Genomic DNA, 22,940 nt, shown 5'->3' on the forward strand with positions numbered 1-22,940 from the left:
GGGAAAACGGGACCGAAAAACGCGAAAAGCCCCGCCGGGTGGCGGGGCTTTCTGCGTGGGCGTCGTGGGTTAGTCGGCGTCCATGTTGCCTGGCGCGGTCTTGGAGACCTGGACCAGGAACTCGTAGTTGTTCTTGGTCTTGCGCAGCTGGCTCATCAGCAGGTCGATGGCCTGGTGCGGGTCGAGGCCACTCAGCACGCGACGCAGCTTGTGCACGATCGCGAACTCGTCCGGGGACAGCAGGAGCTCGTCCTTGCGGGTGCCGGACGGGTTGACGTCGACGGCCGGGAAGACCCGACGCTCGGCGATCTTGCGGTCCAGCTTGAGCTCGGCGTTACCGGTGCCCTTGAACTCCTCGAAGATGACGGTGTCGCCGGTCGAACCGGTCTCGACCATCGCCGTGGCGATGATGGTCAGCGAACCGCCGTGCTCGATGTTGCGCGCCGCACCGAGGAAACGCTTGGGCGGGTACAGCGCGGTCGAGTCAACACCACCGGACAGGATGCGGCCCGAGGCAGGCGACGCGTTGTTGTACGCACGGCCCAACCGGGTGATCGAGTCCAGCAGCACCACGACGTCCTTGCCCTGCTCGACCAGGCGCTTGGCCCGCTCGATGGCCAGCTCGGCGGCCTGCGTGTGGTCTGACGGCGGCCGGTCGAACGTCGAGGCGATGACCTCGCCCTTGACCGAGCGCTGCATGTCGGTGACCTCTTCAGGGCGCTCGTCGACGAGCACGACCATGAGGTGGCATTCCGGGTTGTTCTTGGTGATCGCGTTCGCGATGTCCTGCATGATCGTGGTCTTACCGGCCTTCGGCGGCGACACGATCAGCGCACGCTGACCCTTGCCGATCGGCATGATCAGGTCGATCACACGGGTGGTGAGCCGCTCGGTGGTGGTCTCCAGCCGCAGCCGCTGATTCGGGTACAGCGGGGTCAGCTTGCTGAACTCGGGCCGCTTCTTGGCGTCCTCGACCGAACCGCCGTTGACGGTGTCCAGCCGCACCAGCGGGTTGAACTTCTGGCGCGGATTCTGGCCGCCGCCTTCGCCTTCCCGGGGCACCCGGACCGCACCGGTCACCGCGTCACCGCGGCGCAGGCCGTTCTTGCGGACCATGTTCATCGACACGTACACGTCGTTGGGCCCGGCGAGGTAGCCCGACGTGCGCACGAACGCGTAGTTGTCGAGCACGTCGAGGATGCCCGCGACGGGCTGCACGACGTCGTCCTCGCGCAGTTCGGTCTCGTTGCCGCCGCCGCCTTCGCCGCCGCGTTCGCCACGGCGCCTGCGGTCGCGGAACCGACGGCCACGCCGGCCCTGACGGCCCTCTCCGTCGTCGTCCCCGGCGTTGTTACCGCCGCCACGATTCTGCTGGTCACCCTGCTGATCGGACTGATCGCCGGACTTGTCCTGCTTGTCCTGGCGGTCCCGCGCCTCGGCAGGGCGATCCTGCTTGTCTTTCTTGTCCTGGGCGTCCTGCCGGTCGGACTTGTCGGCCTGCCGTTCGGCCCTGGCCGGCTTCTCCGATTTCTCGGGCTGCTCGGACTTGCCCTGCTTCTCCTGCGGTTCGCGCTTTTCCTGGCGCTCGGCAGGTTCTGCGGCGGGCTCGGCCGCCTTTTCGGCGGTCTTGTCGGTACCGGTGTCGGCCGCGGCAGGCGCGGCGGCATCCGCGGCAGGAGCACCCGCCTTGCGAGACGCGCCGCGACGTTCACGCCGCGGAGCGGGCTGGTCCTGGGCGGTCTCGGCCGCGGCGGTCTGCTCACCGGCCTGGGCGGATCGGCCGTTGGCCTCGCCCCGGTGCGCACGGATGGCGGCGACGAGCTCGCTCTTGCGAAGCCCCGACGCGCCCTCCACGCCGATTTCCTTGGCCAGGGCACGCAGCTCTGGCAGCACCATGGTCGACAGCGACGCAGACCGGCCGGCGGCGCGGGGTGCGGTGTCGGAAGCAGGTGCGGACGGCGCAGCGGCAGGCGTTTCCGGGGTGGCAACCGCGGTGTTGTCAGTGCTGCTGTCAGCCGTGAAGAGGTCCGTTTCGGTCACGGATTTCCTTTCTTTCCCTCGCTGATTGCGTCGCGCGAGGGTTCCCCAAAGGTCAAGTCGCATTCAGCTCAACCACTGAACGCAAAGCTCACACCGTCGCGTGCGCAACGGCGGTCGCCGGGATTCACCGTCAAACGGCGAACCGTCAGTCCACGAATAGAACACAAGAAGATTGGGTGGTCGTCCTGGTGTCGACGCAGGCAGAGACGCTGCGATTGCTGGACGACAGCGAGGATAACGCGCTTTCGTACAGGAATCAAGCAACGCCGGTGCTGCGCGTGTGGCGACTGTTGCGCCGGGCAACCACTCATCAGTCTGGTCAGGCCCGCGCTGCCACACCCGAAGTCCAGCGGACACCAGACCCCACCGACATCTCCCGGACGGTGAACCCGTTGGCAGCGCCGTACTCCAAGGCTTGGGCTGGTAGACCCACCTGCGAGCTGAGTCCGAGCACCGAAGGTCCGGCGCCGGAAAGCACTGCCGCGATACCAGAACGCCGCAGGATCTGCAGATATTCCGCGGACGCCGGCATCGCGGCCGCACGCTGGGGCTGATGCAGCACATCCTCGGTCGCCGCCATCAGCAGATCGGGCCGCTCGGAAAGCGCGACCATGAGCAGCGCGACCCGGCTGACGTTGAACCGCGCGTCGACATGGCTGACCTGTTCGGGCAGCAGCACCCGCGTCTCGGCGGTCGACGACCGCTGCTGGGGCACCGCCGAGAACAGCCTGATGTCGGGGTGCAGACGGACCGACGCGGCCGAGTATCGCGGTTGGCCGCCGGGGCCGGCGCCCTCCTCGGTCCACGACACCACCGCGCCGCCGACCACCGCCGCGGCCGCGTTGTCCGGGTGGCCTTCGAACTCGCTGGACAGCTGGATCAGCTGCGCTTCGGTCATCGGCTCCGAACCGACCTGTGTGACAAGGCCGTTCACCGCAGCCAGGCCACCCACCACGGCAGCTGCCGAGGAGCCGAGCCCTCGCGAATGCGGAATGTCGTTGCGGCAACGCACGATCAGGCCCGGCGCGGAGAACCCGGTCGCCCGCAGGCCCGCTTCGATGGCCCGCACCACAAGGTGCGAAGCATCCAGCGGAACCTGTCCGGCCCCTTCGCCCTCGACCTCCACCTGCAGGCCGGATTCCGTTGTCTCTACGACGATTTCATCGTAGAGACTGAGCGCGAGCCCGAGGCTGTCGAAGCCGGGCCCAAGGTTGGCACTCGACGCTGCGACGACAGCGGTGGAGGCGATTCCGACCGGCAGAGTGTGTGTCACCGTGTGTTGCTTCCGCTAGACCAGACCGAGTTCGGCAACGACCGCCACGGGATCCACCGGAACGGCGGTGACTGCGGGCATGCCCTTCAGCGCAGTGTCCGGATCCTTGAGGCCGTTGCCGGTGACCGTACACACCACGGTCGAACCACGCTCGACCCAGCCGTCCTCGATCGACTTGAGCAGACCGGCGATGCTCGCCGCCGACGCCGGCTCCACGAACACGCCCTCGGCCCGCGCCACCAGGTGGTAGGCCGCGAGGATCTCTTCGTCGGTGGCCGCCAGGAAACGTCCGTTGGACTGCTGCTGGGCCTCCACGGCCGAGTTCCACGAGGCAGGCGACCCGATCCGGATCGCGGTCGCGATGGTCTCGGGTTCCTTGACCGGCTCGCCGAGCACCAGCGGCGCCGCGCCCGCGGCCTGGGTGCCCAGCATGCGGGGCAGCCGATCGGACAGGCCGTCGCGGTGGTACTCGGTGTAGCCCTTCCAGTACGCGGTGATGTTGCCCGCGTTGCCGACCGGCAGCGAGTGCACGTCGGGCGCGGTGCCGAGTGCGTCGACGATCTCGAACGCGGCGGTCTTCTGCCCCTCGATGCGGTAGGGGTTAACCGAGTTCACCAGCGCGATCGTCGGGAAGTCGGCGGTCATCTTGCGCGCGAGTTCCAGACAGTCGTCGAAGTTGCCGTCGATCTGAATGATCTTGGCGCCGTGCATGACCGCCTGGGCGAGCTTGCCCATCGCGATCTTGCCCTGCGGGATGAGCACCGCGCAGGTGATCCCGGCGCGCGCGGCATATGCGGCGGCCGACGCCGACGTGTTGCCGGTCGAGGCGCACAGCACCGCCTGCTGGCCGCGGGCCACTGATTCGGTGACGGCGACGGTCATGCCGCGGTCCTTGAACGACCCGGTCGGGTTGAGCCCTTCGACCTTCAAATGCACTGTGCAGCCGGTGTGTTCGCTCAGCCTCTTGGCGTGGATGAGCGGGGTGCCGCCTTCGAGCAGGGTGACGGTCGTCCAGTCGTCACCGATCGGCAGCCGATCGCGATAGGCCTCGATCAGGCCCGGCCACGGCCGGTGCACCGCCTGTGCTGAACTCATACGTCTGTCCCTTCCATACGAAGCACGCTGTTGATGGTCAGCACCACGTCGAGATCGGCCAGCGCCTCGACAGTCTCCGACAGCGCCGCGTCGGTGGCCTGGTGGGTCACCACGACGATGCGGGCCCCGCACGGCTGGCCACCTTCGTCGACCATGCCTTCCTGGCGCACCTCGGCGATGCTGACCTCACGCTTACTGAATTCCGCTGCCACCGCGGACAACACGCCCGGGCGGTCCGCGACGTTCATGTTGACGTAGTAGCGAGTGGGGATGAACCCGATCGGGGCGATCTTGAGCTTGGCGTACTTCGACTCGCGCGGCCCGCGGCCGCCCTGCACCCGGTTACGCGCGGCCATCACCACGTCACCCATCACCGCGGACGCGGTCGGAGCGCCGCCGGCACCCTGGCCGTAGAACATCAGCCGGCCGGCCGCCTCGGCCTCGACCACGACGGCGTTGAACGCCCCGTTGACCGCGGCCAGCGGATGGGTCAACGGGACCAGTGCGGGGTACACCCGCGCCGAAACCCGTTGCTTGCCTTCGTCGGTGGTGAGCCGCTCGCAGATCGCCAACAGTTTGATGGTGCAGCCCAACGCGCGCGCCGAGGCGAAGTCCTCGGCGCTGACCTTGGTGATGCCTTCGCGGTACACGTCGTCGGCGGTGACCCTGGTGTGGAACGCGATCGACGCCAGGATCGCGGCCTTGGCCGCGGCGTCGTACCCCTCCACGTCGGCGGTCGGATCGGCCTCGGCGTAGCCGAGCGCGCTCGCGTCGGCCAGCGCCGCGGTGTAATCCGCACCGGTGCTGTCCATCTCGGAGAGGATGTAGTTGGTGGTGCCGTTGACGATGCCTGCCACGCGCAGCACCGAATCCCCGGCCAGCGACTGGGTAAGCGGGCGGATCACCGGGATGGCGCCGGCCACCGCGGCCTCGAAATACAGGTCGACGCGGGCTTTTTCGGCGGCCTGGGCCAGCTCGCCGGTCGATTGCGCCATGAGGGCCTTGTTGGCCGTGATCACCGACTTGCCCTGCTCCAGCGCGGCCAGGATGGCCTTGCGGGCCGGCTCGACCGGGCCCATCACCTCGACCACGATGTCCACGTCGTCGCGGCGCACCAACGCGTCGATGTCGTCGGTCAGCAGGTCGGCGGGCACGCCGCGATCGTCGGACACGCGGCGCACGCCGACGCCACGCAGCTCAAGCGGAGCGCCGATGCGGGCCGCGAGGTCCGGCGCGCTCTCGGTGATGATCCGCACGACCTCACTGCCGACATTGCCCAAACCCAATACCGCTACGCCGATGGGCTTCTCACTCATTGGCCTGCCACCTCCAAACTCAGTAGGTCGTCGACGGTCTCCCGTCGCAAGATCAGTCGTGCGTTGCCGTCGCGGACGGCCACCACAGCGGGGCGGCACAACAGGTTGTACCGGCTCGACATCGAATAGCAGTACGCGCCGGTCGCTGCCACGCCGAGCAGGTCGCCGGGGGCGATGTCGTCGGACACCCAGGTGTCGCGCACGACGATGTCGCCGCTCTCACAGTGCTTTCCGACGATACGTGCGAGCGCAGGCGGCGCGTCACTGACCCGCGACACCAGGCGCGCGTCGTACTCCGCGGCGTACAGCGAGGTGCGGATGTTGTCGCTCATGCCGCCGTCGACACTGACGTAGCGCCGGTGGGCGGTGGGGCTGACGGCCACGTCTTTGACCGTGCCGACCTCGTACAGCGTTATGGTGCCCGGCCCGGCGATCGCGCGGCCCGGCTCGACCACGAGCTTGGGCGCGGGCAGCCCGACTGCGGCCGACTCCGACCTGACGATGTTCAGCAGCTTGTCGGCCAGGTCTTGCATCGGCGGCGGGTCATCCTGCGGCAGATAGGAAATGCCCAGTCCACCACCGAGATCGACGATCGACATCTGCGAGGTCTTCTCGACCCCGAATTCCGCGACCACGTCACGCAGCAGGCCGATGACGCGGTGGGCCGCGACCTCGAAACCGTCCACGTCGAAGATCTGCGAGCCGATGTGGCTGTGCAGGCCGACCAGACGCAGGTTGTCGGTGGCGAATACGCGCCGCACGGCGTCCATCGCGGCACCGGTGACCAGGGACAGCCCGAACTTCTGATCCTCGTGGGCGGTGGAGATGAACTCGTGGGTGTGCGCCTCGACCCCGACCGTGACCCGCACCAGCACGTCCTGGACGACGCCGGCCTCGCCTGCGATGGCATCGAGCCGTTCGATCTCGATCATGGAGTCCAGCACCACGTGGCCGACGCCCGCCTTGACCGCGGTGGTGAGCTCGCTGATCGACTTGTTGTTGCCGTGCAACGTGATTCGTTCCGGCGGGAAGCCGGCGTGCAGCGCCACGGCCAGTTCACCGCCGGTCGCGACGTCGAGCGCGAGCCCTTCCTCGTCGACCCAGCGCGCGATCTCACTGCACAGGAACGCCTTCGCGGCGTAGTGCACGTACTCGCCGCCCCCGAATGCCGCGGCGATGTCGCGGCAGCGCGACCGGAAGTCGTCCTCGTCGATCACGAACAACGGAGTCCCGAACTGCGCCGCGAGGTCCGTCACCGTCACACCGGCGATCGACACCACACCGTCTGTTCCGCGAACCAGGTTGCGCGGCCACACATTCGGGGCCAGCAGCAGGATCTCGTCGGGCCCGGACGGCTTTGCGGGCGCGCCGGGGTGGTGGATTTCCTCGGCGTGGCGAGGACCGGCGGGGTGCGCGTTCACATCCGCTCCGGGGCGCTGACGCCGAGGATCGCCAGACCGTTGGCGATGACCTGACGCGTCGCGTCGCACAGCGCGAGCCGTGCAGCGTTGAGCTCACTCGGGTCTTCGTCGCCCTGCGGCAGCACCCGGCAGGCGTCGTAGAACCGGTGGTAGTCACCGGCCAGATCCTCCAGGTACCGGCACACGCGGTGCGGCTCACGCAGCGCCGCAGCGGCTTTGAGCACGCGAGGGAACTCGCCCAGGTTGCGGATCAGCGTGCCCTCTTTGTCGTGCGTGAGCAGGTCCAGGTGCGCGGTGTCGGCCGTGACGCCGAGGTCGGCGGCGTTACGGGCCAGCGCCGACAACCGCGCGTGGGCGTATTGCACGTAGTAGACCGGGTTTTCGTTGGACGCGCTCGACCACAAAGCCAGGTCGATGTCGATCGGGGTGTCCACCGACGAGCGGATCAGCGAGTACCTGGCGGCGTCGACTCCGATGGCCTCGACCAGATCGTCGAGCGTGATGACGGTGCCGGCGCGCTTGCTCATCCGGACGGGCTGCCCGTCGCGGACCAGGTTGACCATCTGCCCGATCAGCACCTCGACGGTGTTCGGGTCGTCGCCGAGCGCCGACGCGGCCGCCTTGAGCCGGGCGATGTAGCCGTGGTGGTCGGCGCCGAGCATGTAGATGCACAGGTCGAAGCCACGCTGACGCTTGTCCAGGTAGTAGGCGAGGTCGCCCGCGATGTAAGCCGGGTTGCCGTCGCTCTTGATGACGACGCGGTCCTTGTCGTCACCGAACTCGGTGGTGCGCAACCAGGTTGCGCCGTCCTTCTCGTAGATGTTGCCCGTCTGGCGAAGCTTCGCGATGGCCTGCTCGACACGCCCCGACGTGTGCATCGAGTCCTCGTGCGTGTACACGTCAAAGTCGGTGCCGAACTCGTGCAGGGATTCCTTGATGTGCGTGAACATCAGGTCCACGCCGACCTCGCGGAACGCCTCCTGCTGCTGATCGGCGGGCAGGCTCAGCGCGTCGGGCCGCTGGGCCAGCACGGCCGCGGCGATGTCGTTGATGTAGGTGCCCGCGTAGCCGTCCTCAGGCGTCGGCTCACCCTTGGCCGCCGCGACCAGCGACCGGGCGAACCGGTCGATCTGGGCGCCGTGGTCGTTGAAGTAGTACTCACGCGTCACGCCGGCGCCCTGCGTGGCGAGCAGCCGGCCCAGCGCGTCTCCCACCGCGGCCCAACGGGTGCCCCCGATGTGGATGGGCCCGGTGGGATTGGCCGAGACGAACTCGAGATTGATCTTTTCGCCGCCCAGCTCAGTGGAGTTTCCGTAGCCCGCGCCCGCGCTCAGCACGTTGGTGACGATGACGCCCTGCGCCGACGCCTCGATGCGCAGGTTGACGAACCCGGGGCCCGCGACATCGGCCCCGGCGATCCCATCGGCGCTGCTCAGCGCGGTGGCCAGCCAGCCGGCGAGCTCGCGCGGGTTCACACCCACCAACTTGGCGAGCTGCAGCGCAAGGTTGGTGGCGTAGTCGCCGTGCTCGGGGTTGCGCGGACGCTCGACCGTGACAGTGTCGGGCAACGCGGCGGTGTCCAGGGCATGCTCGGTCAGCACCGCGGCGGCAGTGGCCTTGAGCAGGTCGGCAAGGTCGGCGGGGGTCACGAGGGTCCATCCTATGGGCTGAGGTCTGCTCCCCCGAATCCGTATTCCGCTTCCGATGCGCTACGCTATCCACGCCCAATCGGTGCAGCTGATTTCAGCGAGCGCCCCCGTAGCTCAGGGGATAGAGCGTCTGCCTCCGGAGCAGAAGGCCGCAGGTTCGAATCCTGCCGGGGGCACCACGTCTGACCTGGTAAAACAGGGTTTCACGCGGTGACCTACCTATCCGTTACCCATGCCTCACCGGTTTGCGGTGCCCGATTCTGTTTGCTGGCGCTGCGCTGCCGGTCGCGCGCCAGCCGCCCCGCTGCCCTGCTGACTGCCCGCCGATCTTGCGGCCAGCATCGGCCCCAATCCGCGCCAGCGAGCGGCCCCGAGCTGGCCGACCGGCGACACACCACCACGCACCAACCCGCCCTGGCGGGGTGTCAACAATGGCGCATTTCGTGCTGTCTCGCATTGTCTCGCGCATATCGCGAATCATGCTAATGTCGTATTCATAGAGGGCTTCTGCCGCTCGGCCCACCAAGCGAGCGCGCCATTGCCGTTCTGTTCGGCCACACCACCGAAAAGCTTGGGCCGATGAAAGGCGCTCATTGTGGCAATGGCAAAAACTCAGACGAAACCCAAAACCGCCGATTTGATTTCGACTACAGAAACCGCTAAGCGGCTCGGCGTCACTTCGAACATGGTTCGCACACTGGTAGCCGATGGCCATCTGATCGGTTACAGGATCGGCAGAGTTGTTCGAATCGACAGCGATTCGATCGAATCGTTTCTTGCGAAAAACCGGATGGGCGGACATCAATGAGAGACCGCCGACATCGGTTCACGCTCGCTGGACGCGCGGGAGAATAGACTGGCAGATGTGCCAGGAACCGACGCCAACACGGCGAACGACGATCCGAACTACCGAAACCCGAAGTGCTACGTAAACACCTATGGCGGATGCTCGCGCAAGATCTCTGGTGAGCACTTCATCACCCATAGCATCATCAAGCTGTACAGCTTCGGCGACGACGATGTGACGGTCAAGCACGACAACGGGCGCGGAATCCGCGAGTTCGTATCTCCGAAGAAGTTCGTAACCAACATCCTGTGCACAAATCACAACACCGCCCTTCACAACGCCGACGATGCCGCTCTGGAGGTTGCGAAGTTCCTTTTCAATATCTCCACTACCTACAAGTGCGGAACCGGGCAATGGGGCGATCCCGCCGAAATCACTGTTTCCGGCGACGACTTCCAAGTGTGGGTGCTGAAACTGCTTCTCAACCACGTGATGGGCAAGGCGTTCCCCCATCAACGAGACGAATCGGTGAATCCGTTCCCGCCGGAATGCGTCGATCTTCTGCTTGGTCGCGTTATGTGGCCGAACGACCAAGGGCTTTGCGTCGCGGGTGATCCATCCAACAAAGATCTTATGCTGAACGACTTCGGCAGCTTCGAAGACATCATTTCGCACCACGTTTCGTTTCGGCCGTTTATCTTCGGCGACCACATCGTGGGTCGCGGCGGCGAGGTCGCAGGCGGAATCGTCAACCTGAATGGCGTGGGCTTCGGCATGACTGTCGTCAACACCGGGCGAAGCGATGCGGCCACGTTCAACGCACAACCCGGCAACCCGTTGCGGGGTTCTGTTCTACGTCCGAGGTCGATTGCTTGGAAGCTCGATGGAGTCGAAAAGCGGATCAACTTCACTTGGTCGGACATCTGGAACCACGAACCGGTGACGTACACCATCAAAGTTCGCGGCTAGCCGGGACGGGTCGGCGTGACGGGCCGATTCTGGCCGTTTCGGGGATTGCGCCACGGGCGCACGGTCTGCCCGTAACGCATCGGGCCGGGTTGCAGCGGATACGGCGGTTCGGCGGGCCGGTAAGTGTCGCTCAATGTGCGATCTTCCGGCCCGCTGTGACACCGACGTAGTACCGACCCTTGCCCCTGCGGGGTTTGAGTTCCACACCGGCGCGAAAACCGGCGTACTGACCGCCAGGACCAACGCGACCAACGCGCACGTTCTGACGAACCGACCCGCGAACGACGCGCGTCGGCAGCGACCGTTTGACCCGCGTTGACCGGCTCGCCGTAGAGGCAAACTGACCCTTGCGGTTGCGCTTGTAGGTGCGACGTTTCGCCATCGTTAGCGCTTCTTGGTGAATCGACCGGACTTGCTGCGCGGTCGGCGTTTGCCTTTGCCCTTTTTCGCCATGTCGTCGTTCCTCCCAGATCGTCGGTTCGTGGGGCCGGTGTCAGTCGGCCAGGCGGGGCCGAGGTCGGCCAGCGTGCGGACGCGCCGACGTGACTTCGACCGGTGGTGGGGCCGAGTTGCGCCGATGGTCGCGATTGACCAACGGCGCAACGTCGTCGCGGTTGAGCGCTCGCCCCGGTCCGTACTCCGAAGCGCCGAAACGGTCACCGCGCGATTTCGCGTCGTGCATCGCGTCGATGAGCTCTTGCGTTGCATTGGCGCGCGCGTTATCGAAAACCATTGCGGTTACCTACTTTCAGCGATTCGCAGACCGCGACCGTTGCGCCGGATCACCGCTTACAGGGCGATGGTCGGCGCGGTGTAGGTGGTGCCGCTGCCGATCTGGATCGCGACCGCTGCGCCGCGCTGGCGCACGCCGACGCCGAACGACCGAATGTATTGGCTGTCCTGAATCGGGTAACCGGTATTGCCAGGTACGGCCAGCAAGCCGCGATAGCTCTCGACCGGATGCTCACGAACGCCGATCACGTTGTTTTGCGAGTTCGGCCCGCCAGTCGCGACAACGGCGATGTAGCCATCGGGGATGAACTCGGTTTGGACCAACCACGCGGGACCGTAGGAACCAAGGCACTCGATTCCGTGGAACTCGCCGGAAATCGCTTCGCCGACGATGTTGTCGGGAGTGAGGTACGCCGGAGCTTTCTTCGACGGGATGAACGAGTGTTTCGCGATGATGCCGCTTGACGCACGCGATTCCTCGCCCTGGCGGAATGTCTGGATATTCTCGCTTTCGATCTGCGACGCCAGGATGAGAATCTGCGAACCCGCTTCGCGACCGTAACCCTTGGCGCGGATCATCCTGATTGCGTCTTCGATATCGCTCGAATCAACCGCCGTCGCGTTGGACTTGATGTAGTGATTCGTGGTCGCCGGGTCGAACTCGTTGCCGAGGTAAGGCGGCACGAACTGACCATCGGCATTCCAGAGGCCACGGCAAACGTATCCCTCGTTGTTCGTCTTCGGCGACGGATCAAACAGCCGTTTCAGGATCGTGCCGGTAACCAGACGATTGTCGCTGTGCATGATGCCGTTGATTACGGCGTAAACCTGTTCTGCCGTCATGGCCCGAAGTGCTCGCCAGGTCAGCGACTGCCGCAAGCCGAAGTCGTCAAAGTCGTATCCGAGCACTAGCGCCGAACTCGGCACACCCGCAGCGTTGGTCACGCCGTATTCGGTGAGCTGCTCGAAACTCGGGCTTGATATCTGCTGTGGCACAGCCTCACCGGGCAGAACGGTGCGGAACGCCAACAGATCAGAAATGCCGGTGCGATGCGCGTTCCACGTGTCGAACGCTTCGACCAGATCGGCCCAAATCGCGTTCAGATCAACGCCGTCTGCGGTGTGCGTCGCGAGCGCGTCGCCAGCGGCGATGATGCCCATCTGGCCGGATTGCTCACCGCCGAAGATCGGTAGAACCGGCACGCCGTCAATCATCGGGAAATCGGCGAAATCGAGAATCGCGGCCATTATCAGAACCTCACATTTTCAGGCGCGTTTATCGCGCGTGGTGGCTCGATTTTACTCGGCGGAATGGCGCGAGCGGGGCCGCGTATAGACGCCACGCCGACAATTCACGCGCCACGGGCGCCATTCGTGACATAGCGTCCACAATGCACTATTCTGGACCCTGAAACGGACACCTGAGCGAGCCAGGCTAGCGCGCGGGCCGCGAGGCCATCGGTAATGAAAGGTGCCCGTTTCTCATGTCTCAGGATCGCGTGCGGCTCGATGCAGTGGGCGACATGCTCACCACAGCGCAGGCCGCGAAACTCCTTGGTATAAGCCAGAATTCGATACGACGGTACGCCCGTGACGGGTTGATCCCGGCCCACAAAGTCGGCAAGCGGCTGCTTCGATTCCGTCGCGACGACTTGATTCGTCTCATTTCAAAATCGGACAAAAGCGCGTGAGCCGCGGAATCGAAAAGCGCCGAAATTCAGTGACCGTCGATCTGGTCAAACTCTCCGTTTATGACCTGTTGTTTTCGTTGGTCACACGGTCTGGCGTGGAAATCGCGCTAAGTGTCGGTGAAGTGAAAATAGGTGGAAAGGGTAAATCATGACAATTGACTTTGGCAGACGAGTCATAGGTCCGCGCGTCGCAGCGTTCCGCAACGACCGATCCCGGTGGAACTTGGCGAACCTTTTCGCCGGTGAACGTCGCCGTTTGGTCGAACTCGATGCCGAGATCGACCGGCGCGCTTACGCATTCGCGCCCGCCGACCGCAACCTACAGGAACGCGCACGGCGCGCGATGACACAAGCCGCAAAAATCGCACTCACGGGAAGCTACGCGAAATGAACCACGACAACAGACGACCGATCAGCGCAGCGACGCGCGCAGACATCACCGGTCGATTTTCGACACTGACTGACTCAAGCCTGAGCGGCGAAACCGATAATCCCGCGCTGGCTGCTATGGCCGAACAGATCCTGTCTGGCCTGTTGCACGCCGATGGTTTGGCCGCACAGCACTACGAACGGAAAGCGCCGGGCTTCCTAGCCGCGCATCAGTCGGTTTCGTTCCTGCCCGAGCTGGCGCGGATCGCCGCAAACGCCGTCGCAGCGGATCGCCAGATGATCGACGGCGACGACGGCGGGCCGTGGGTGATCTTCACGACGCGACCGGGCGAACGCTACGCCCTGGCGACTCCCGGCATTCTCGACGCGGCGCTGGACACGGTTGCCGGTGACATCGCGTGCGATCTTCGCCGCAGTTGGGGCGGAAACGGCTACTGCGTGTCCGACATGAATATGTCGAAACGGCACAAACTGCCACCCACCGATAAAAGCGGAAAGATGCTGAATCGTCCGTTTACGTTTCCGTTCGCACATGGCGAATATCTCGTTTTGTCGAGAATCTGCATCGACTGCTGGATCGATTTCGTCAAACACTACGAAATCAAAGATGTACGAATTCAGAATCCTTGGGAAACGCTCGGATGACCGAAGCGCAACGCCCTTCACGGGTCGGTGACCGTGCTCTAAATGCGCTCTACCACAGTGTATTTCAGCCAGAACTGACGAACCCCGACCGGGGAAACGAGGAAAGCCGGTCGGGGTTCGATCACGGTGTTCGGTCACCGCAGAACAAGCACTTTCGAGAATACCGCGTCGGTCGCTCAATTTCACAGCCCCGTAGGTAAATTGAGCAAAGAATTAGCGGGCCGATCATTCCCACAAGATCGGCCCGCCGCAGCCACCCCGCAACAAAGGTAACTGATGACCATTACACCACAGGTCAATGACAAACTCGACAGACCTGCGCGCGTTTTGCAATTTCCCCCGGTTGGTCGAATTGATCCCCGCGACATCATCGCGACCGGGCCGATTCCAGTATCCCGTGGCCGTCGCCGCGCGTTCGACTGCGAGACAGCGCAACGCTGGGCGACGCGCCGCGCGGACCTGGCCGCAACGCTGGCCGCGCTGCCGATCTTCGGCGGCAGCATGCCCGCCGACGACGACCAGGCCGACGCCGTGACCGCGATCCCCGACGTGGCCGGACAGGACACGCCAACCGCCGCACTGGCCTACGCGAACGCGGGTATGTACCTGATACCGACCAGCGCCGATGACATCAAGAACCCCGGTTCGATTCTCGGCAAAGGCTGGCAGGACAAGACAAGTCGAAACCGGGCGCAGATCCGAAAGTGGTTCTCTGACAATCCCGGCGCGGGCATCGCGTGGGACGTTGGCCGATCCGGCGCAATCGCTTTCGATCTCGATTGCGACGACAAGCCCGCCGACATGAGCGACGCCGTTTGGACGGCGCTGCAAACCGGCGCGATACACACAACCCGCCAAGGCGGATCGGCGCGGGCACACTACGTTTTCGCGTGCAAGCCAGACGAGTTCGGCAACGGCGCGGGCACATTCGGGCGATGGGGCGAAGTCCGATGCAGCAACGGCGTGATCGTTCTCGCGCCGACACCGCACCCCGACGCCGACACGAAAGGCGGTTCCTACCGCTGGCGCAAGTCCGGCGAGTTGCCGCCGTTGCCCGATGTGCTGCGCGGTCTGTTGTCCAGCGCTGCGCAAAACGACGATCCCAAAACGCCGGCCGAACTGACCAAGTTTCTCGGCGCGCACGTCCGCGACGATCAGCCGCGAGGGTTGCAAGGCCATCTGACGAGTTTCGCCGCAGCGGTTGAACGCGGAGAGTCTCGCCACGACTCGATGACCAAAATCATGGCATGGGCTTTCCGCGAATCGCTCATCGGGCGATTCGGTGCCCAAACCGCGTATGACGCTCTCAAACTCGCGTTCTACCGCGCCAAACCGGAGACCAGAGGAACCGGAGAGTTCGACCGGATCGCTCGGTGGGCGGCAGCGCAAGCCGAAATCGCCGATCCCAACGAAACCCGGCAGCGCGTCAGTCGCGACACCTACGCCGATCCGTTCGGATCGATTCGTTCGGATCTGGCCGATTTCTGGTCGTCGTCACCGCAACTGTCCGACTTACGCCAGTTCGCGCAATCTCGGCTGGTCGGCCCTATGTCCATGTTGGGCAACTCGCTGGCGCGCGTCGTTGCGTCGATCCCGCCGAACGTCGTCTTGCCGCCCATCGTTGGCGGCGTCGCCAGCCTGAATCTGTTCGTTGCGCTGGTCGGCAAAAGCGGTGAAAGCAAGTCGGCGTCAATGCGCGCCAGCGCCGATTGGTTGCGGATCGAACCGAACTACCAACCGTCCAAACCCGGCAGCGGCGAAGGGTTGGCGAAATGCTTCGCCTACAAGTCGAAACTTGCGGGCGGTAGCGGGTGGGTGCAAGTCGGCAAGCAATGGTCAGTGCTGGCGCAGATCCCCGAAGTGGACACTTTGGCCGCGACCGGCAACCGCAGCGGTTCGACCATCATGAGCACCCTTCGCGAAGGCTGGTCGGGCGAACGTCTCGGCCAGGACTACGCGGGCGATGACAAGCGGATCATTCTGCAAGACAACCGATACCGGCTGTGTTTGAGTCTCGGCGTTCAGCCGTTGCGGGCCGCGCCGATCTTCGATGATGCAGACGGCGGCACGCCGCAGCGGTTCGTGTGGTTTTCGGCGGTCGATCACGACTTGCCCGATGTCGAACCCGACGCGCCGCCAGTGCTCGATTTGGGCCGTTGGGAACACGGCACTTCGAGCATTTCCGGCACCAACTCGGCGGCGCTGGTCGATCCGGATATCGACCGTAACGCCAATCTTGCGGTTCCCGCCGATCCGGCAGAGTTCGACATTCTGACGGTTCCCACCATTGCCGAGCGCGAGATCAGAGACGTTCAGCGCGCGATCCGGCGCGGTCTCGGCGGCGTCGATCCGCTCGACGGGCATCGGTTGCTTGTTCAGTTGAAAGTGGCTGCCGCGCTCATGGCGCTGGAAGGCCGACGCCACGAGATCACGGAATCCGATTGGCAGCGCGCCGCCGTCGTGATGGCAATGTCGAACATCACGCGCAACGCGGTGCGCGATGAACTCGCGTCGAAGTCCCGAGAGCTGAACCTCGCGCGTGGTCGCGCCGAAGGCGAACGCGAGATCATCAAGTCCGACGTGATCGCCGAAGACCGGCAACGGGTGTTCCGCATGGCCGAACGTCTTCGGGACAAGCTCAAGACCGACGACGGACAGACGTTGTCGAAGTTGCGCAAGAACCTTGCGGCAGGAAACGCCAACAGAGACATCTTCGACAAAGCCGTTGTGTTCGCCGCCGACAACGGGATGATTCGACGCGAAGAATTCACCGCGACCAACGGCCAGGAAAGTACGCGGTTATGGCTGGCGTGAGCGCGTCCAGCAAACACAGTCGGTCGGTGCCCGCGTCGTGTGCCGGAAGGGTGGAAGGGTGGAAGGGTTCCACCCTTCGCGCGAAAAACTGTCTCCGACCGATTTCTATAACCCCAGGTCACACAGATTCATTCATCGCCTATATGGAGCATAGCGGCGGGGTTTCGCACGGCAAGGGTGGAACCTTCCACCCTTCCACCCTTCGCGGCCAGACCGGCGCAGATGTGGGGCAGAGCAAGCAAACAATGACGGGCGCAGAAAGGGCCAAACAATGGAGTTGATTACGACGGAAATCGAAGCAATGGACGAAACCGAACCGGCACGCTTCCGGAGATCGCCAAGCACGTTGAAAGCTCCAAAGGCGCCGAAAGGGATGGAACCGTGCACGGCCGAACTGTGCACGAATCTTCCTGCGACGCAAGGTGGTCTGTGTCCCGGGCATCGGCGAACGCTGTTACTGACGGCGAAGATCTCCGATGCGGTTCGGGAATTTCTGAGTTCTGCGGATATTCCCCCAAACGCTGAAAGCGGATTGATCGAAAATCAGGTGATGGAAGCGGGCGAATATCTGGCGCAAGGCTTGGGGTTGCTCGCAACCACACAGTTTGACGAACAACTGATTTGGGATTCTTTACCAATTCACATCGAACCCGAAAAATGGCAAGGGCGATGGCGAGTTGAGTTCGTATGGAAGATCGCCGATAACGACGAAACCGAGATTGGAGCGAAAGCGGGATGAGTAAGAAAGCGTTCAAGTCGAATCCGACGAATCCCAAGGTTCGGGCAGGTTCGAACATGGTTCGTAAGAAAAAAATGCAGATCGGTAAACCACAGGGTCGCAAACCACAAATCGGCAAACCGACCAAATAGAAACCGACGAAACTACCGGGAACGCTGAAAGGCAAGCACATGACTGACTACGACGACGGCCAGCCCATCGGCCAGGACGACAACGACAACGACAACGCCGAGCACCCTTCGAACTCTGCACCCATCGAACCCGTCCAGCGGCACCAACGGAAATGCACCGCGCACAAGACAAACGGGCAGCCCTGCGAACGCTGGGCTATCGCTGGTGGGCGAGTGTGCCCATCGCACGGCGGGCGCGCGGCGCAGGTTCGGCGCAAAGCGCGGCAACGGCTCGAAGAAGCAACCGACCGAATGGCGAAAGAACTACTCCGGATGGCCGTCGATCCCGGCGTTTCCGACGCCGTGAAGCTGCGCGCGATCACCGAAGCGCTCGACCGTGGAAATCTGTCGGCAAAGACTGAAATCGAAGTCAGTGCAAAGCCTTTCGAGCAGATCGCAGAATCGGCAGCAATGACGCTCGAAATCACGTCGCGCGCCGAGTTCCGCCGAGCGCAGGGAACCGAAGACGGCGAATCCGACGACGACGATCCGCTGGCGAGTTTGCACGCGGCAGACGTTGCGAAAGCGACCGTCGACGAATCCCGGCGATGTGACGAGATCTGCTATGGCACAAGTGATCCCAACGTGATCGATGCTGAAACGGTCGAAATCGACGGCGATGTCATCGATTACGGCCATACGATCACACCAGGCGACTACGAACGCGAACCCACCCGCCTTGGCGTACCCCCGCTTGACCCGCTGACGGGACGGCCACACTTCGATCCTGCGGAGTTCGACGGCCCGATGACCACCGAGCAAGCGAACGACGTGGTTGCCGAGATCAACCGGCGCAACGCCGAGCGCGTCCAGCGTGAGCGTGCCGACGCGGGCCGCGCCGTCGTTCACCCGGTGCGCCGAGCGCTGCCACGGGGCCGCTCGTGACAGCATCACGGCGGCCAGACGGTCACAGTATGCGAATTGACCGGAATACGTTGCAGCACAGTGCAATTCGGTGATCCTGCGGCCAGGTCAACCGACAACCGCAGGTAAGCAACCTGCCGGGGTTAACGCGCTGACCAGCGAAAACAACCGAATCGATGGGCCAACTACCTATCCGCTACCCATGCCTCAATCCGGTGGATACAGCGCGGCCCACGTTTCGACGGATGGTTGCAAGCGGTCGGGATACAGGATCGGTCGATCTGTGTTCGTCGTGTGGTTCTGCGCTTGCGCTTCGAACAGGGCTACCGCGCATTCAGCCATCGTCACAGCGATGTTGACGGACTCAACGATCATTCGGGCCATTTGAATCTCGCCGTTCGGCATGTAGTCGAGCGGCCATTTCAGGCCGTGCACAATCGCCGAATTGACGTTGTAGAACCGCGCGGCAACATCTTCGAATCCGTAAGCGTTGCCGTACAGGTCGGATGGATCATGTTGTGGCGGATGCTGATCAAGCCACTTCGCCGCAGCGGCAACGACAAAGCCACTGTCCAACACTTTGGCCTTCGGCGTTTGTTGCTTACCCTGTTCCAGCATCTTCACCCGCTCATCGAATAGGCGGACATGTTCGAGGAACTCTCGATACGCGACTGACTGTTTTGTGTCGGGGTATTGATCGAACCGCTTACGCGTCGATCTGTGAAACGCACGTTGCGCGTTCAGCTCGGATGCGGTGAAACGCACACTGAGACTTCGCCTTACGGCACGGTCGGGATTCGATAGCAGCCATATCGTCGTTGCCGCCGATTCGGCTGCCATGCGGGTCAGCGTGAGGTTTGACGACGTGTGGTGATCGCCCGAACCTTTGCGGTCGCCGGAGTCGTCCCTACCGTCGATCAGCTCGGACACTGCGGTGAGGGAATCGATGGCATTGATGATCGGGAACAGTGCGGTTCCGCTCACCATGTCGCCCGCGTAGTCAGTCATGAAACCGTCGTCGTCGTTGGCAAGACTGCTACCAGGATCGGCCAGTTGGCGTTTTACCTGCATTGCCCAAGGTTTCAGTTCCGCGCCGCGCTTTGCCTTCGCGTTTGTGCGTTGCAGAATCTCGATCCTCTGTTCTCGGTTCGCAAAGGCCGCGAGTAGTTGAAATATGGTCGGTTGGTTCACTGCGCGTCGGCCAGGGCGGCTGGGTCGGTGTGCTCGGACGCTGCGGCCAGCTCGGCAAGTGCGTTGGCCGACAGGTTCGCCGCCACGATGGCATCGCGCCCGTCTTGGGAATGCTGGTAACGCAACGCGGCGTCAACCGTCTTGTGTCCGAGCCGGGACATGTTTTCGGTCAGCGTCGCAACCTGTGCGTTCTTCGAACCGGCGAACCGGCGCAAATCGTGCGCTGACAGATCTTCGCGTCCGACCGATGCGGCAGCTTTCTTGAACACGTCTTTATTAAACACACGGTCGTTCAGATGGCACCCGCCACGCGCCGGTTTGAACAACAGCGCTTCGGGGTCAGAACCGACGAACCGCGCAAGGTGGTCTTTCACGTCGTCGCGAATGTGGGGCGGAATCGTCACGGCGCGCTCATCTTCATTGCCCTTGGTGCTGTCGATCCGGCAACGGCCCGCTTTCGCAGCGCTGTCGGTTTCGTCGGCGTTGGGGTCCGCGCGATGCGTGACGGCGCGAGTAACCGTCAGCACTTCGCACTTACGGTCAAAGTCCTTTCGGCGCAGCTCGGACACTTCGCCGAAACGCAGACCGCACCAGCCGGCCAGCAATACAAGCGCTTTGAAACGTGCGTTGTTTTCGTCGGCACCGAGCTTGTCAGCGATGGCATGGAGTTCGACGGTCGTCGCGATCTTGACGCGCTTTTTCGTCTTCGGGTTCATCGCGCCGCGCACATCGCAGGGATTGCGGTCTAACAGTCCGTCGCTGACGGCGGTGTTGCAGATCATGTTGAGGATCGAATACGCGTGACCGTTGCGCGTGGCTTTGGTTTTGTCCAAACTGGCGAACCACGCGCGCACGGCGGTCGTCGTCAGATCTCGCACGGGCAGATATCCCAAACCGGGTTCGATCAGCTGCGACCACTTCGCTTCATATTCGATGCGCGTGCGCGGTTTGAGGATGCGCGCGTCGATCACCTTTTTGCCGTACTCGGACAGTCTGACCGTCTCGGCTTTCTGTTCCTGCGCGCGCTGTGACGGCGGTTTCCACGGTTCGTCAGTTCCGGCGCGGCGTTCGATGTTGTCCTTTTCGCGCGCAAGCCAGCGTTCAGCGTTCATCTTGGTTGTGAAGATTTCCGGCGCGTAGTGCCGTCGCCCATCTGGGCCGACGAACGACGCTTGGAAACTTGGCCGCTTGGTCCGTTGTTTCTTGATGCTCCCCCATGCGCGGTGTCCCACTTTCGCGGCCATTTCAGATTCTCCCGATCTCGTGTTGGTGCGCCCGTCGCGAAATCGCCGGAATCGATTTCTGAGCCAGAGCAAACCAGATTTTCCCTGTGGTTTCCGCTGAGATTCCTGCGGCCCTTGGGCGCTGACCTGCGGCGTTGCTGCCGCTTACCCACCAGCTACCCATGCAGAACAGCATAACGGTTGCGAAGTGCGCGAAATGCGCGAACCACCGAACAGATCAAACCCGTTGGGAGACAAAGAAACTGCTGGTCAAACTAGATGTTTGCTGGAAACGTCACCGCAGGTTCGAATCCTGCCGGGGGCACAACTTCTACCAGCGGATACGCGCCAGGCGCCGATAGGTGGACGTCCGCCTTCGGGGTATCCAGACCGGCTGACGCGTGCTCCATGAGCGTTTAGCCGCTAGTCCGTCAGCGCCTCGGCGCTGCCACCAGCTTGCAGGTACTCAAGTCCATCGCGACCCGCTCGCACCGCTTCTCCGTAGTCCATGTCTTCAGGCAGCGCCCACAACACCAGTACGAATCGGTCGGCACCGTCGAATCGACGTAACCGATCGCCGAACTCATCGGGTTCCGTCCAGCCACCCATTGACGTCACGCTCTTGTTGTCTTGCTCCAGCACATGGGTGTAGGCCGGCACCAAAGCTGCCCCCTTTGCGAATGGACCAAACTTCGGCTCCCAGACCACTTCTGCCGCACACGTCAGCATGATCGACGATAGCGGCGTTGAACAACTTCTGAGTCCGACCACGTTCGGGCGTAGCCGGAGATGACTTCGATTTCGGTGTATACGCGTTCTGCACCCGTCGCGCGCGGTGCATTATGCCAGCGACTTCAGCTGCTTATTTGCTGAAATCTCATCGCGACGTACGGTTCACCGCACCTGGCCATCCCAGATCCCTGGCGCCGTGACCGGTTGCGGGTGGCGTTCGGCGGACCATGACAGCACTCGAATCACGCCGCCGCCACGAGACCGATTCCTGAGTCAAAAACCGCCAAGAACCTCGTCTTTCGACCGTGTCAATCCGGCATGCGAAGGAGTAGTCTTCAATACCGCGGCCACGCGCGAGGCATCGCGGTCCGAGGTGGCCGTACGGGACTGGCTCTGAGCGAGGTGTCGCCACCCATGAAACTCACCAGAATATTTGCTAAAGCCACTATCGCCGCAGGGCTCGGTATCGCCGCCCTCGGCGCCGCCTCAGGTGTGGCGCACAGCGCTCCGCCGTCTCCCGACCTGTCTGCCACCGTATGGGCGCAGGGCGGCTGGGGCTGGGGGCACCACGGCTGGGGCCCGGGCTGGGGAGGCGGCCCCTGGTACTGGGGCGCTCCTCCGCCACCTCCTCCGCCATGGGGGTACCCCGGATACGCAGGCTGGGGCGGCGGTTGGGGCTGCTGACGCAGCACCAACCGCAGCCACACTCCTGACCGCAGCCCGCCTGACAGCGCGCTTCATCGGCCGGGCCCACGGCTACTGCGCAAAACCGTTGTGGCCCAACAGAAATCGCCCCTCACGCGCGTACGCGTGAGCAGGAATCAGCGTTCGGTCAGTGCGGTACCGCGAATCCTTCCGGAGTTGTAAACGTGAACGGCGGCTTGGCAACCGACGTTTCCGGCGCCTTGGCAGGAGTCGATTCCGTGATCGTGGCTCCGGTGTTCATCGGAGCTTCGATCCAGTTGTGTTGCGCCCCAGCGGAAGCCTGGCTCGCCACCGCGCCGAGGACGCCCATGCTCACAGCCGCTGTCAGGCCGGCGACGGCTGACAGCAGTTTGAGTCGTTTCTTCAGATGCACCTCTGACCACCCCACTCGGTCTCGGGTGGCCGCTCGGTTGAACGGCCCTACCAGGTGCAATCCATTGATCGCCGCTCGTATTCCATGATTCCGCAAATTTCCTGAACCGAGCCCGGCCCGA

Annotated in this window: 22 protein-coding genes, 1 tRNA gene and 1 pseudogene; 11 read left to right on the top strand and 13 right to left on the bottom strand. The window is 63.7% G+C overall.

The features are described from left to right. Nucleotides 1–69 precede the first annotated feature (69 nt). From rho to argS, 6 genes are all read right to left on the bottom strand, one after another. Complete coding sequence (gene rho, locus G6N67_RS01080) at nucleotides 70–2,040, bottom strand: transcription termination factor Rho (protein WP_036440986.1); 1,971 nt, start codon at nucleotides 2,038–2,040, stop codon at nucleotides 70–72. A gap of 319 nt (nucleotides 2,041–2,359) precedes the next feature. Then, complete coding sequence (thrB, locus tag G6N67_RS01085; RefSeq protein WP_036440989.1) at nucleotides 2,360–3,313, bottom strand: homoserine kinase; 954 nt, start codon at nucleotides 3,311–3,313, stop codon at nucleotides 2,360–2,362. A 15-nt stretch (nucleotides 3,314–3,328) separates the two neighbouring features. Further along, nucleotides 3,329–4,408 (bottom strand): threonine synthase, encoded by a 1,080-nt coding sequence (gene thrC / locus G6N67_RS01090; protein WP_036440991.1) that lies wholly within the window; start codon nucleotides 4,406–4,408, stop codon nucleotides 3,329–3,331. Next, nucleotides 4,405–5,724, bottom strand: coding sequence for a homoserine dehydrogenase (locus G6N67_RS01095; protein ID WP_036440994.1), 1,320 nt, complete (start codon nucleotides 5,722–5,724; stop codon nucleotides 4,405–4,407). The genes thrC and G6N67_RS01095 overlap by 4 nt, the downstream gene beginning before the upstream one ends. Further along, the gene (lysA, locus tag G6N67_RS01100) at nucleotides 5,721–7,145 is read right to left on the bottom strand and encodes a diaminopimelate decarboxylase (RefSeq protein WP_036440997.1); all 1,425 of its coding nucleotides are present in this window, start codon (nucleotides 7,143–7,145) and stop codon (nucleotides 5,721–5,723) included. Before lysA ends, G6N67_RS01095 begins: the two co-directional genes overlap by 4 nt. Further along, the gene (gene argS / locus G6N67_RS01105) at nucleotides 7,142–8,794 is read right to left on the bottom strand and encodes an arginine--tRNA ligase (RefSeq protein WP_036441000.1); all 1,653 of its coding nucleotides are present in this window, start codon (nucleotides 8,792–8,794) and stop codon (nucleotides 7,142–7,144) included. The genes lysA and argS overlap by 4 nt, the downstream gene beginning before the upstream one ends. Before the next feature lie 103 nt (nucleotides 8,795–8,897). Here argS and G6N67_RS01110 point away from each other — a divergent pair. The 3 genes from G6N67_RS01110 (at nucleotide 8,898) to G6N67_RS01120 (ending at nucleotide 10,550) form a co-directional block, all read left to right on the top strand. After that, nucleotides 8,898–8,973: transfer RNA gene (locus G6N67_RS01110), tRNA-Arg, on the top strand. A 422-nt stretch (nucleotides 8,974–9,395) separates the two neighbouring features. Continuing rightward, on the top strand, nucleotides 9,396–9,602 hold the full coding sequence (locus tag G6N67_RS01115) for a helix-turn-helix domain-containing protein (protein WP_036441002.1): 207 nt from the start codon (nucleotides 9,396–9,398) through the stop codon (nucleotides 9,600–9,602). 57 nt (nucleotides 9,603–9,659) lie between these two features. Continuing rightward, a complete protein-coding gene (locus tag G6N67_RS01120; RefSeq protein ID WP_036441005.1) occupies nucleotides 9,660–10,550 on the top strand; it encodes a hypothetical protein in 891 nt (296 codons plus the stop codon). On the opposite strand, the gene G6N67_RS01125 is transcribed toward G6N67_RS01120, so the two are convergent. From G6N67_RS01125 to G6N67_RS01135, 3 genes are all read right to left on the bottom strand, one after another. Next, on the bottom strand, nucleotides 10,547–10,684 hold the full coding sequence (locus tag G6N67_RS01125) for a hypothetical protein (RefSeq protein WP_163642086.1): 138 nt from the start codon (nucleotides 10,682–10,684) through the stop codon (nucleotides 10,547–10,549). The genes G6N67_RS01120 and G6N67_RS01125 overlap by 4 nt on opposite strands. Nucleotides 10,685–11,043: 359 nt before the next feature. Continuing rightward, nucleotides 11,044–11,283 (bottom strand): hypothetical protein, encoded by a 240-nt coding sequence (locus G6N67_RS01130; protein WP_036441008.1) that lies wholly within the window; start codon nucleotides 11,281–11,283, stop codon nucleotides 11,044–11,046. Between the two features lie 56 nt (nucleotides 11,284–11,339). After that, a complete protein-coding gene (locus tag G6N67_RS01135; RefSeq protein ID WP_235684098.1) occupies nucleotides 11,340–12,530 on the bottom strand; it encodes a hypothetical protein in 1,191 nt (396 codons plus the stop codon). 236 nt (nucleotides 12,531–12,766) lie between these two features. Here G6N67_RS01135 and G6N67_RS01140 point away from each other — a divergent pair, with 236 nt between their 5' ends. The 7 genes and pseudogenes from G6N67_RS01140 to G6N67_RS01160 all read left to right on the top strand — a co-directional run bounded on the left by G6N67_RS01140 (nucleotide 12,767) and on the right by G6N67_RS01160 (nucleotide 18,616). After that, nucleotides 12,767–12,973 carry a helix-turn-helix domain-containing protein gene (locus tag G6N67_RS01140; protein ID WP_036441017.1) on the top strand — a complete coding sequence of 69 codons (207 nt, stop codon included), beginning with the start codon at nucleotides 12,767–12,769 and terminating at the stop codon, nucleotides 12,971–12,973. A gap of 256 nt (nucleotides 12,974–13,229) precedes the next feature. Then, the gene (locus G6N67_RS39450; protein WP_268951246.1) at nucleotides 13,230–13,364 is read left to right on the top strand and encodes a hypothetical protein; all 135 of its coding nucleotides are present in this window, start codon (nucleotides 13,230–13,232) and stop codon (nucleotides 13,362–13,364) included. After that, nucleotides 13,361–14,008 carry a hypothetical protein gene (locus G6N67_RS01145; RefSeq protein ID WP_131524846.1) on the top strand — a complete coding sequence of 216 codons (648 nt, stop codon included), beginning with the start codon at nucleotides 13,361–13,363 and terminating at the stop codon, nucleotides 14,006–14,008. Before G6N67_RS39450 ends, G6N67_RS01145 begins: the two co-directional genes overlap by 4 nt. Before the next feature lie 600 nt (nucleotides 14,009–14,608). Next, nucleotides 14,609–15,007: pseudogene (locus tag G6N67_RS39605) on the top strand (bifunctional DNA primase/polymerase); the annotation flags it as partial. Nucleotides 15,008–15,058: 51 nt separating this feature from the next. After that, a complete protein-coding gene (locus tag G6N67_RS01150) occupies nucleotides 15,059–16,822 on the top strand; it encodes a hypothetical protein (protein ID WP_235684100.1) in 1,764 nt (587 codons plus the stop codon). Nucleotides 16,823–17,093: 271 nt separating this feature from the next. Next, nucleotides 17,094–17,561 carry a hypothetical protein gene (locus G6N67_RS01155; protein WP_131524786.1) on the top strand — a complete coding sequence of 156 codons (468 nt, stop codon included), beginning with the start codon at nucleotides 17,094–17,096 and terminating at the stop codon, nucleotides 17,559–17,561. A gap of 170 nt (nucleotides 17,562–17,731) precedes the next feature. Further along, a complete protein-coding gene (locus G6N67_RS01160; protein WP_051579008.1) occupies nucleotides 17,732–18,616 on the top strand; it encodes a hypothetical protein in 885 nt (294 codons plus the stop codon). Between the two features lie 186 nt (nucleotides 18,617–18,802). Here G6N67_RS01160 and G6N67_RS01165 read toward each other — a convergent pair whose 3' ends face one another. The 3 genes from G6N67_RS01165 to G6N67_RS01175 all read right to left on the bottom strand — a co-directional run bounded on the left by G6N67_RS01165 (nucleotide 18,803) and on the right by G6N67_RS01175 (nucleotide 21,669). Continuing rightward, entirely contained in the window at nucleotides 18,803–19,786 is a 984-nt protein-coding gene (locus G6N67_RS01165) for a hypothetical protein (protein WP_235684101.1), read from the bottom strand. After that, a complete protein-coding gene (locus tag G6N67_RS01170) occupies nucleotides 19,783–21,030 on the bottom strand; it encodes a tyrosine-type recombinase/integrase (RefSeq protein WP_051579009.1) in 1,248 nt (415 codons plus the stop codon). The genes G6N67_RS01165 and G6N67_RS01170 overlap by 4 nt, the downstream gene beginning before the upstream one ends. 402 nt (nucleotides 21,031–21,432) lie before the next feature. After that, nucleotides 21,433–21,669: a hypothetical protein gene (locus G6N67_RS01175; RefSeq protein WP_036437347.1), complete on the bottom strand. Its 237-nt coding sequence runs from the start codon at nucleotides 21,667–21,669 to the stop codon at nucleotides 21,433–21,435. 486 nt (nucleotides 21,670–22,155) lie between these two features. Between G6N67_RS01175 and G6N67_RS01180 the strand changes: the two genes are divergently transcribed. Continuing rightward, nucleotides 22,156–22,425, top strand: a complete 270-nt coding sequence (locus G6N67_RS01180; RefSeq protein ID WP_179976794.1) for a hypothetical protein — start codon at nucleotides 22,156–22,158, stop codon at nucleotides 22,423–22,425. 148 nt (nucleotides 22,426–22,573) lie between these two features. Here the strand turns inward: G6N67_RS01180 and G6N67_RS01185 are convergent, their stop codons facing one another. After that, entirely contained in the window at nucleotides 22,574–22,819 is a 246-nt protein-coding gene (locus tag G6N67_RS01185; protein ID WP_036438497.1) for a hypothetical protein, read from the bottom strand. Nucleotides 22,820–22,940 lie beyond the last annotated feature (121 nt).

Source organism: Mycolicibacterium mageritense (assembly GCF_010727475.1).
Taxonomy (GTDB): Bacteria; Actinomycetota; Actinomycetes; order Mycobacteriales; family Mycobacteriaceae; genus Mycobacterium; species Mycobacterium mageritense.